The sequence below is a fragment of the Pseudomonas sp. Ps21-P2 genome (assembly GCF_039672565.1).
GTDB lineage: Bacteria > Pseudomonadota > Gammaproteobacteria > Pseudomonadales > Pseudomonadaceae > Aquipseudomonas.
Map to the genome: position 1 here is coordinate 373,569 of NZ_JBDFPL010000007.1, position 10,707 is coordinate 384,275.

At 58.4% G+C, this 10,707-nt stretch carries 11 protein-coding genes; 6 read left to right on the forward strand and 5 right to left on the reverse strand.

Annotation, left to right across the window (positions count from 1 at the left end):
• Positions 1–33 precede the first annotated feature (33 nt).
• From ABEH28_RS19585 to ABEH28_RS19595, 3 genes are all read right to left on the reverse strand, one after another.
• Positions 34–2,355, reverse strand: coding sequence for a TonB-dependent receptor (locus ABEH28_RS19585; protein ID WP_346630860.1), 2,322 nt, complete (start codon positions 2,353–2,355; stop codon positions 34–36).
• Positions 2,356–2,464: 109 nt separating this feature from the next.
• Positions 2,465–3,448 carry a FecR family protein gene (locus ABEH28_RS19590; RefSeq protein ID WP_346630861.1) on the reverse strand — a complete coding sequence of 328 codons (984 nt, stop codon included), beginning with the start codon at positions 3,446–3,448 and terminating at the stop codon, positions 2,465–2,467.
• The gene (locus ABEH28_RS19595; protein ID WP_346630862.1) at positions 3,445–4,050 is read right to left on the reverse strand and encodes an RNA polymerase sigma factor; all 606 of its coding nucleotides are present in this window, start codon (positions 4,048–4,050) and stop codon (positions 3,445–3,447) included. Before ABEH28_RS19595 ends, ABEH28_RS19590 begins: the two co-directional genes overlap by 4 nt.
• Positions 4,051–4,340: 290 nt before the next feature.
• Between ABEH28_RS19595 and ABEH28_RS19600 the strand changes: the two genes are divergently transcribed.
• The 5 genes from ABEH28_RS19600 to ABEH28_RS19620 all read left to right on the forward strand — a co-directional run bounded on the left by ABEH28_RS19600 (position 4,341) and on the right by ABEH28_RS19620 (position 8,320).
• Positions 4,341–4,763, forward strand: coding sequence for an HPF/RaiA family ribosome-associated protein (locus tag ABEH28_RS19600; RefSeq protein ID WP_065991892.1), 423 nt, complete (start codon positions 4,341–4,343; stop codon positions 4,761–4,763).
• A gap of 539 nt (positions 4,764–5,302) precedes the next feature.
• The gene (locus ABEH28_RS19605; protein WP_282371920.1) at positions 5,303–5,632 is read left to right on the forward strand and encodes a DUF3509 domain-containing protein; all 330 of its coding nucleotides are present in this window, start codon (positions 5,303–5,305) and stop codon (positions 5,630–5,632) included.
• 235 nt (positions 5,633–5,867) lie between these two features.
• Positions 5,868–6,212 carry a YXWGXW repeat-containing protein gene (locus ABEH28_RS19610; protein WP_122535300.1) on the forward strand — a complete coding sequence of 115 codons (345 nt, stop codon included), beginning with the start codon at positions 5,868–5,870 and terminating at the stop codon, positions 6,210–6,212.
• Between the two features lie 345 nt (positions 6,213–6,557).
• Complete coding sequence (locus ABEH28_RS19615) at positions 6,558–8,003, forward strand: DUF6861 domain-containing protein (protein WP_346630863.1); 1,446 nt, start codon at positions 6,558–6,560, stop codon at positions 8,001–8,003.
• Between the two features lie 8 nt (positions 8,004–8,011).
• Complete coding sequence (locus ABEH28_RS19620; protein WP_065991887.1) at positions 8,012–8,320, forward strand: hypothetical protein; 309 nt, start codon at positions 8,012–8,014, stop codon at positions 8,318–8,320.
• A gap of 154 nt (positions 8,321–8,474) precedes the next feature.
• Here ABEH28_RS19620 and ABEH28_RS19625 read toward each other — a convergent pair whose 3' ends face one another.
• The gene (locus tag ABEH28_RS19625; RefSeq protein WP_172609665.1) at positions 8,475–8,921 is read right to left on the reverse strand and encodes a phosphate-starvation-inducible PsiE family protein; all 447 of its coding nucleotides are present in this window, start codon (positions 8,919–8,921) and stop codon (positions 8,475–8,477) included.
• Positions 8,922–9,340: 419 nt separating this feature from the next.
• Between ABEH28_RS19625 and ABEH28_RS19630 the strand changes: the two genes are divergently transcribed.
• Positions 9,341–9,607 (forward strand): YebG family protein, encoded by a 267-nt coding sequence (locus ABEH28_RS19630; RefSeq protein WP_346630864.1) that lies wholly within the window; start codon positions 9,341–9,343, stop codon positions 9,605–9,607.
• Between the two features lie 56 nt (positions 9,608–9,663).
• On the opposite strand, the gene ABEH28_RS19635 is transcribed toward ABEH28_RS19630, so the two are convergent.
• The gene (locus ABEH28_RS19635; protein WP_346630865.1) at positions 9,664–10,686 is read right to left on the reverse strand and encodes a Glu/Leu/Phe/Val dehydrogenase dimerization domain-containing protein; all 1,023 of its coding nucleotides are present in this window, start codon (positions 10,684–10,686) and stop codon (positions 9,664–9,666) included.
• Positions 10,687–10,707: the final 21 nt, after the last annotated feature.

Sequence of the window (10,707 nt, forward strand, 5' to 3'; positions counted from 1 at the left end):
ATCGCCAGGACTTCGCCTCGGAACGGAAGACCTTCAGAACTCCAGCGTCGTCGCCATGACCACCTGCCGCGAATCCCCCAGCGACACGAAATAACGGCTTACCGCCGAGCTGTAATACGTGCGATCAAACAGGTTTTTCACGTTCAGCTGAAACTTCACTTTTTGCCCGTCCAGACGGGTTTCGTAGGTCGCGAATGCATCGGCGACGGTGTAGCCGGGCAGATCAAAATCATTATCCGGATTGCCCGGGCGTTCGCCGACGTAATGGCCGCCCAAGCCCGCTCGCAAACGGTCCGCTCCCATCACCGCGCCAAAGTCGTACACCGCCGAGACCGACCCGCTGTGCCGGGGCACGTTCTGCAAGCGGTTGCCTTTCAATGTCGGGTCCTCAACCACCCAGCCATCAGTGAAGGCATAACCGCCAATCAGGCTCCAGCGTTCTGACAGCTGCCCGCTCACGTCCAGCTCCAGACCCCGCGAGCGGACTTGACCTGCGGTGGTGTACACCGTGTTCGCCGTCAGCGAGTCAAAATTCGCCACCAGCACGTTGCGCTTTCTGATGTCGAACAGCGCCAGCGTCGCACTGATGCCATCGGACGAATCCCACTTGGCACCCAGCTCCCACGCTTTCGATTCTTCAGGCGGCGTCGCCGAATCCAGCACGGTGCCGCCCGCCAGCGTGGCGATGCTGGAGTTGGGCTTGAAGGCCTCGGTGTAGCTGCCATACACCGACAGTTCATCGCTGTAGCGGTAAACGAGGCCGGCTCGCGGAATCCACTTCTGCCCGTTCAGATCGGTGTTGCGCATGAACGGCGAGCCTTTGCCTGCCTGCTGATCGAACACTTGATAACGCGCGCCCGCGACGAAAATCCAGCGATCGGTGAGGTGCACGGAATCCTGAGCAAACACCGAGTCAGTGCGCAAAATGTCTAGCTGATGGCTGTCCGCCGCACTGACCTGAGTACCCTCCGCTTCCTGGCCATACACCGGATTCAAATAGCTGAACGTGCTTTGGCTTTTCTGGCGAATTAACTCACCGCGCGCAATCTTGCGGTATTCGTCATCGACGCCGATCAGCAGCTCGTGCCGCATGCCGGCCAGTGAGGTATCGCCGTTCAGGGTCAGGGTGGTGAAGCGATCGGTGCTCAGGGCGTTGCCGGTGCCGTCGATGGAGCGGGTCAGCGTGCCGGTTGCCGGGTCGACGGCGGTCACGCGCACCTGGCTGGCGTCGTAGGTCTCGCGGTTATAGCTGTAGCCGAGGTGGCCTTTCCAGTTGTCGTCGAAGGTGTGGTCGACCTCGAATCGATACAGGTCCGAACGCCCTTCCATGTTATTGAACGGCTCGTCCAGACGCCGGGTCGCTGGGATGTTCAATGAACGGTTGGTGCGCGGATCGATGGCCGTGCCGCGATCAAACGGCGAGAGAAATTCCCGGTGCTCGTAGGACGCCAGCACTTCGGTGCCATCGCCATACCAGGCCAGCGATGGCGCCACCAGCGACTCACGGTGCACCCCGTAATTGCGCCAGTAATCTTCGTCTTCGTGGTCAACGATCAAGCGGTACGCCAGACCGGTTGACGCCCCTTCAGCGCCATCAATGGCGCCGGTGCTATCAAGTGTTCCGCCGCTGCCGTTTTTGCCTGCGCCGTAGCTCGAACCCCGAGCCGTGAGGGCGTTGGCCGACTGCAACTGCGGGCGCTTGCTGACCACATTGATGACCCCGCCCGGGTCCTGAATGCCATACAACAGCGATGCCGGGCCCTTGAGGACTTCGACGCGCTCAGCGGTGGCATTCAGGTTGCGGCCCTGCACCACCGGCATGCCGTCGCGCATGATCGAACCGTCGCGATTGTCGCCAAAACCGCGCTTCATCAGCGTGTCCTGGGTGCTGCCGAGGGTATTGCCCTGGGTCACGCCGCTTACGTTTGCCAGCGCGTCATCGAGGTTGCGCGGCGCCTGATCGCTCAACACCTGCGCCGGAACGACGCTCACCGCCTGGGGGTTTTCCAGTCGCGGGGTTGCGCTGCGCATCACCGATGTCACAGCAGGCGGCTGATAGCTGTAGGCACCGCTGCGTGTGGAATCGATCTGCGTCGCGCCAAGGGTGACCGTGCCCTCGGCGGGTCGGGATTGCAGCGTGAAGGTGTCGTCGGTGGCACGGCGGAAGGTGAGGCCAGACGTGCTCAACAGCACGCCTAACGCCTGCTCCGCACTGAACGAGCCGTTCACCGCCGGGGCATCCACGGCGTAGGGCGTTTCCTGGGTGTAAATCACGCCCCGCCCTGTCACCCGACTGAAATCCCTCAGCGCCTGGGGCAGCGGTTTGGCCGGGATCGAAAAGTCGTAGGCCGGCACGGCTGCCTGAGCGCACGCGCTCCAGACCGCTACAACCCAAACGACATACCCACTTCTCACATCGATCAACCCCGTATGAATGCGCTACACCGCAACAGCTCGCCTGTGATCAACGGATCACGATCACGCGCCCGAGCGCTTCGTACTGTTCAAACCCCACGACGGATTTCAACGCCGCCAGCACGGCCTGCGGATCGCGGCTGGGAAAGCTGCCGCTGACGGTCTTCGCGGCCAGCTGATCGTTGAGCAACATGATTCGCCCCGGGTAATAGCGGTTCAGGTCGCTGATGACATCGGCGAGCGGCGTGCGGGCGTAATTGAGCCAGCCCTGACGCCAGGCCAACTGGCTTTCGCTATCGACAGGCTGCGGATCACTGGTGCGTTCGCGGTCATAAGTGACCCGCTGACCGGCCGTCAAAATCTGCTGCCGCGCATCGGAGGCCGCCTTTACGCCAACGCGTCCCGAAAGCACGGTGACTTGCGCCCCGACGGGCTGCAACCGCACTTCGAACTGCGTGCCCAGCACCCGGGTTTCCCCGCGTCCGCCATCGACTACAAACGGCTGGCCGGTATGGGTGACCTGAAAGAATGCGGCGCCACGGCGCAACTCGACGTGCCGCTCACCCGCATCGAAATGCACGGCGATCGCGCTGTCAGCGTCCATCGTCACCTGCGAGCCGTCGGCCAGCGCCACGGTCCGGACCTGCCCCGGTGCCGACACATAATCGGCGCTCAGATCCTCTGCCCAGCGCTGCGGATTCCAGCCCATCCCGACGCTCACCATCAGCACCAGACACGCCGCCATCGCCAGCGCCGCTCCCCAACGCGGCAGCCTTTGCGGCGTGGGCGCGTCCATTTTCCGCAGCAAGGCGTCGAGCGCGGCGGCGTCCTCTTCGGCCAGTGTGGCGGCAGGCTCTTCACTGAGTTCCCACAGCACCTGGGCTTGAGCGTACGCCTCGGCATGGGCGGGGTCGGCGTGCAGCCAGCGGCTAAAACACGCCTGATCGGCGACCGTCGGTTGGTTGTGCAACACACTGAGCCAGCTCAGCGCCATGGTGTGCGGATCGGCATTTTGAACAGAAACGGCGTTCATCGACGTAAGCCCCCGGATTTCCCACCAAGGGGCACAACCCGCGCGGCGTCCTCATTAACGCTCGCCTTGCAGGCCTGCAAGGCGCGCATCATGTGTTTCTCCACGGCACTCTGCGAAAGGCCCATGGCCTTGGCGATCTCGGCGTACTTGCGCCCATGGATACGGTTGAGCAGGAAGATCTGCCGGGTTTTCTCCGGCAATCCGCGCAACGCCGCTTCGATGTGGCGCAGATCATTGCTCGCCTCCAGCGCCGCCTGGGGTTCGTCAGTCTCGGGCCGATGCGCGTCAGGCAGCAACTCATCGCTAAGTCGGGCGCGATTGCTTTCATTACGCAGATGATCAATGGCGATATTGCCAGCGCAGCGCATCAGGTAGGTGTTGAGTTCCTCGACCTGCACCAGCGGACGCCTCCAGAACCTGAGAAACAGGTCCTGCACCAGGTCCGCCGCCGTCGCCCGGCAACCCACCCTTCGGCTGACCAGCGCCTCCATTTGCGGGCGCTGTGACAGAAACACCTCCAGAAACCGCGCGCGTGCAGCTTTCGGGGCCTCGTGGTCGAGGTCCTGACACGCTGAGTTCAAGGACGGAGGCTGATCGATCATGGTCAGGCACTGGGTGAGAGGATGCGAGGCGCGATATTAATGATAAATATTCTCATGCGCAAAAGATGTCCGACGAATCTCGCAACAAATCTGCAGCGCCTGAAACCAGACCCTGAAAAGGCGCAGCCCAGTAAAAATGGACTTGCCGGTCGAGTTCCCGCGTCCGCGAAATATATTCTCGGTTCCAAGGGGTTGAATTGTTCGTGGATCGGCGCCAACACTGTGAATGAGGGCAGACGAAAAACACCTCGTCCAGACTCTCCCGAGCAAGCCAAAGTAAGGGAAGAACTATGCAAATCCAGGTCAACAGCGATAACCACATCGAAAACAGTGTCCGTCTGGAGGAGTGGGTACGAACCACGGTTGAAACTACGCTCGAACGATACGAAGAGGATCTGACCCGCGTTGAGGTCCACATCAACGACGAGAACGGCGATAAGCCCGGCCCCCATGACATCCGTTGCCAGATGGAAGCCCGGCCAAAAGGACACCAACCCATTTCCGTTACCCACAAGGCCGATTCGATTGATCAAGCCGTGGATGGCGCAGCGGTCAAACTGGACCACGCCCTGGAACATCTTTTCGGAAAACTGCGCGGCAACAAACGCGGCGCGGCGCCGGTGATTGAAAGCGATCTGGATGACGAGCCGGTCAGTGCTGACGCGTTGCTCGAAGAAGAATTTCTCGAGAAGGATGAAGCATTGCACGGCTGATGCAGCAGCCTTGAAACACTGAACTGCTGATGGAGGGGCGGGCCCGGAAAGGGCCCGCCCCTTCTTTTTGCGCGTTCGTCAAGCGCCGAACGTTCGCCTTGTGAGCTGCGCTAAACACGCGGCGACTTCACTGGCCAACCTTTCGCACACAAAGAACGCATGGGGCGCGCAAATGGTGCCGAGTGGGAATTATCCAAACAGTTAGCCAGTACAAAATGGACGCCTAAACCATGACCTGCTTCTCGATTCAGCGGCCCGCGGTCCACCTGTTGAAAGCATTTACACCTTTCGTCCCTTGTGGCCCAAACCCTGCAAGCTTTGTATCGTCGAGCTTACACCTCACCTGCACGCCGCATGCTTAACAGCTCCGCGCGCAGTGACTCGCTCAATGAGACGACGTTTCAACGGACCACTGATGGATATCACCGCGACTTCAGCGAGAGCGGCCAGGGCAGGAATCATTAACCGTTGATCGGCTTCGAGAACTAAAGGGATTCACCCCCAGTCAACTTATGCAGATCGTTAACAGGTAACAGGCCATGGATAACCCTTTTCAACTGATCACTGACGCCTTCCACCCCGACTACCGGGTCAACCTGAGTATTCAGGGTCTCGACGGGACCATCATGCTGACGTTGTCGAATGAGTCAGGTGTGGTCGCCAAACGCCTGCTCAGCGCGGAGCAACGCAACTCGCCCAAGCGTCTGCGTCGTTTGATCGAGAGCATCCAGTTCGGTATCGCCATCGAACAGGGCCACAGCGCCATCAAGATCCTGGCAGCCATGACCGACGGCGACCTCAAGCAACTCTCGCCGCCGCCCACCCGAACCAGCTTCCTTGGCCGTCCGCAGCTGACTGCCGGCATCTGATTGTTCGATGCGCATGGAGTGAGGTGATCTCTGTCACCTCTCCAGCGCAGCCTCTTCGGGGCATCATTGTTGATGCGCCCTGCCATCCGCCAATGATCGCCGATTCCCCTCTAAGTCCCGCCGATTCAGCCCCCAGACAGAAAGCACCTGTTACAACAAACCTGTAGCAAGCCGGCTGCCCCGTTACACAACTGAACGGCGAGCAGCAGAGTCTGGACAAGTCTGAGGTGACGATATGTCTCTACGATACATAGCGCTGATTGGCGCGCTGGCCCTGGCGACCGGGTGCGTGGAAGAAAGAGTGGTACACGAACGGCGAGTCGTCGACCGACCCGCACCCCGCGCCGAATACGTCGAAGTTGTCGCCCCGCAAGCGCCGCCCGTGCGCGTCATCGAAGAAGAACCGGCCCCGCGCCCGGGCTACATCTGGTCCCGCGGCTACTGGCGCTGGAACGGCAACCGCTACGTCGCCGAGCACGGCCACTGGGAAGCGGTACGGCCGGGCTATCGCTATCAACATCCGTACTGGGAAAGTCGAGGCGATGGCTGGCATTACCATGTTGGGGTGTGGGTGAATTAACGAACTGCCGCACGCAAAAATGCCCCGCTTAGACGGGGCATTTTTTTGGATTCGCTGGTGGATAGCTCATCGTAAAACAGCTCGCTGATTGCAAGCGGCGATTACAAGGGAGAGGCAAGTTCGTACCGAACGACCATCCCATCTTGCAAAGTATCTCGGTCGCCGCTGCAGCAACAACCTGCCAACTGCTTGAAGCATCACTGGTCGTAGCGCTAATGGCGAAGGATAGAATCCACTCTCAGTTGTTTTCTTGCGGCTGTAGTCCTAAATTAGCGGCATGCCGTGGTCCTGTCGGACCACCATCTGGGCGTAAATGCCGCCCAACAATGGAGACCTAACCGCTAAATGGATTTTTTCGCTAATTTACCTAGCTGGGGCGACATCGAGCGAAACCTCGACCAAAAATTCAGTGAGCTGAATCAGGGCGTTGATGACGGCTGGAACGGCTTCACCCGCCGCATCAGTAACGGCGCAACTCAAGCCTACAGATACGTGGGTGGGCATAAGATCGATAATGTTCGCCACGCGCTGGACTTATCCTCCCCCATCATGCAGATGAACATTCGGCGCAAATGGGCGTCGATCAATATTGAGGAAATTCTGCCGGAGTTGATTAAGCTGTTGCAGGAAGTTGTGATGATCGTGGGCGGCAGCGTAATGATGGGAGCTGCGATGGGTGGCGCAGCCGGCTCACTTGCTTTAGGTGCTGGAGCCTTGCCCGGCGCGGCAATCGGCGCAAGTGTAGGGTTGCAGGTCGGAAACTTGATCATGGCAGCGCTTGGGTTATATGCAATCGCTGGTTATTTCTCGGCAGGTATCGGGCCATGCCTATCGACGATATACGAAGGGCTATGCACTGCGTGGCAAGCTGAAGACGGCTTGAAAGATCCAGGCCTTGACCCCACTGGCGGTTCCGCTGCGATGATCCAAGACCGCATAGAGCGCGCAGCTCGGCTGCTGGCCCAAGGGCAAGAGCAATTGGTCTTGCTATTACTGATGGCTATTGTCACTTATCTCACTCGAGGGCAGATGAGAGCGGGGGTATCCAACAGTTTGGAAAGTATCGCGACGAGGAGTGCCAAGCTACGAGCAGATATTTCCAGCAAACCAATCGTTGAATGGCTCACAAAAAATGAAGAGAACCTTTTGGGACATCCTGAATTACAGATCAGGGGGGTCACTTCAGTCGAGCAGCTGGTGCGGGAAAGTAAGATGCGTGACTTTTACGCCAAGCAAGACCCAGAGTTCGTGTCAGTCGAGCATAAACGAAACTCTGTGAAGACACTTGAGCCAAAGGGCTTAAGTAACCAGCAGGTCCGTGATTATCTGCAAAGCGTTGACGGACAAAAATATATCGCTAAAATCGCAAAGGCAGACCCTGAGTTACCATTTCCAGATATCTTGGAAAGAGCCATCAGTCATGTAGCTTCAGGAAGTACCGTACCGGTCACCACCAACATTACAACACCACTTGTGAAAATCGTACCTGTGACACAAGAAGGCGTCTCTGCCTTCTCACCATTCTTCACCACAATGGAAGAATTGCAAGCGGCGGCTAAATCCGATAAAACTCTAGCGGATGCACTCGGCTTACCGGTTACGAGTGAAAATGCTAGATATCACGTGTTTGAAATTACGCCACTCCAGCCCACCGAAGTTTTCAAGAGCACGGTTGCACCGACAGTGGAATTCGGCGGGAGAATCACCAGAACAGGCGGGGCGGCACAATATTTAGTGCCTAATCGGCAAGAATGGTCCGCAGCAAAGCTCATTGGCGAAATCGACAATTAGGAATCAGTATGGACATACTAGCGCTGAAACAGACCGCAATCGAGTTACGCAAGCAATTAGAACGGTATAAAGAAAAGGAACCGGCAGCACTCGCTTTGTATGAGCATATGGAGCCTTTAATATCGGCCGCCGAGCGAGGTGAGATTAATACCCAGGTCGAAGCACGAGACATACCAGGCCATCGAATTATGGATGAATCAAACCTCCGAAAATATCGTGACCTCTCTGGAGCGTATAGCAATTTTTATATAGAACTTATCGAAGGCCGTGACATGCTCAAAATGGTAGAAGAAATTGCTAAAAAGGCAAGAATGTAAAAGAGCTATATCCGGGCAATCGTGGACCGATACGAACGCTGCGGAAACGTACCGCGACTTCTCGGCGTTGGCCGCTAACCGCATGCACGCCAAACGCCAAGAATTAGTCGGACAAGTGTGGAATGAGCCCTAAACGACAAGGACTCACCCATCCCTACTCCACTTTTTCCTGCACCGACGGATACCTCGACGAGGAGTACCTGACGACCAGAATCGAGAACGCCAGCAACAGCACGCCGCCACAGACGTAGATAATCCCCAGATCCGGCGCCTTGTGGTGCGACACGTCACTGATCAGCAAACGGATCAAAGCGGTCACCCCGATGTACAGCAAGAAGCGCAGGGGCATGTGGTTGGTCTTGAAATAAATCCCGACCATCGCGCCCAATTCGAGGTAGATGAACAACAGCAAAATATCATCCACGGCGATGTATTCCTGCCCGAGCATGCCGATGAACGCTTTAATCGCGGCGTAAGCGGTCACCGCGCCAATGCCGAACAGCGCCAGATAGTGAAACGCTTCAACGGCCAAGTTGCCCAGGCTGTTGGCGCCGCCATGCAGCTTGGCCCGCATCCGATCTGCCCATTTCACACCACCCATCCCTCACCTCCCCTGACCCAACCAAAACTGTTCATAACGAGCGCTGCGATTCAGCGCAGCGGTGGATCTGTCGACGCAGGCCTAAGGCCGCATTGATGTTCACGATGTACTTCCTTGAGTGACCCGGACCGGATGATGCTGCGCGCGCATGACGGTTTGCGCGTGCGGGATGTCCGAGGGCAAGCATTAATAGGGCCATCGGCTAAGGTTGAGAACGTGACCAGATGTCGCAAGGCCGCGCATGGCGAAAAAAGTGAGCGCGCACCCCCTACCCAAGCTGCGGCGATTCACCTATGCTGCGCACTGTATAAATAAACAGTAAAAAGACGGAGTACGCTGTCTTTGCATCATCCGTCGGCCGAAGCGTTGAGCGCCCGGGCTGATCCCTTACAACTCTGGAAATGACGACGAGGCCAACAATGGCTGTTGAAACCCTTTACCGCAGTACCCGTGATTTGGAGACTACGTTCGTGGACCGCAAACTCGCCGATGCCCATGATCAGATGCTGGAACTGGCCGAACTGCTCACCGATGTGCTGATGAAGAACGTCGCCGGCCTCTCCGAAAAACACGCCGAAGACGCCAGTATTTTCATGGCAAAGAACCGCGCCGTCTTCGCTGCCGCGTTCAAGAGCAATGCCCTGGCCCTCAACGAGCTGGCACCCGCGGCGGAGCCGGCAGAGTAATCAGGCCGGCGACTTCAGCTTCAGAAAGTTGAATGCAGGTTTGACACGAAAGCGATTCAGTCCATGTCCAGCAGCCGTTCTGCCAGCTCATCTGCGACCCGCGCGGGTGAGCGCTTTTCAGCTTGCGCATGGGCAAACACTTCGGTCAGCCGCGTGCCGATCTGAGACAGATGCGCAGTGATGGTCCCCGGGCTTTGCCCCTGATGATGCAGCGCGACATAGATCAAACCGCCGGAATTGATCACGTAATCCGGGGCATACAGAATGCCGCGCGCTTCCAGTTGGTCGGCAATGGCGGCGCAGCTCAGCTGGTTATTGGCGCCGCCCGCCACTGCAGCGCAACGCAACTTGGTCACACTGTGGCTGTTGAGTACGCCGCCCAGCCCGCACGGCGCAAGAATGTCGCAAGGCGTACTGAGGAGTGCTTCGCTGGCAATCGGCTTGGCGCCCAATTGCTCCATGGCGAGCTGCACCTTGCCGCTGTCCAGATCAGCTACCAACAACTCGGCGCCCGCGGCATGCAGCTGTTCGGCGAGCGCGTAACCCACATGCCCCAAGCCCTGAATCGCCACGCGCAAACCTTCCAGATTATCGCTGCCCAGTCTTGCCATGGCCGTGGTCCGAATCCCGGCGTACAACCCTAGCGCGATGTGCGCAGATGGATCGCCGACTGCCGTGGTGCTGGTGACGTGCGGGGTGAATTGGGCAATGCAGTCCATGTCCTCCCTGGAAGTGCCGCTGTCCATGGCCGTGACGTAACGGCCGTCGAGGGTCTGCACGAATCGCCCGAACGCCTCGAACAAGGCAGCTCGATCAGGCACATGTGCCGGACGCATGATCACCGCCGTTCCCCCACCCAGTGACAACCCGGCAAGCACAGCTTTGTAACTCATGTTCCTTGCCAGCTGAATGGCATCCTCGATGGCGCTCTCTTCGTTTGGATAGGAGAGGTAGCGACAGCCCCCCATCGCCGGGCCTTTGCGGCTGCTGTGGATCGCAATCACCGCCTTCAGGCCGGTGAGGGGTTCAACCATCATGTGCAGTGATTGCACGCGTGAGCTTTGCATGAGAGCGAACATGGGCACTGCTCCCCTTTTTCG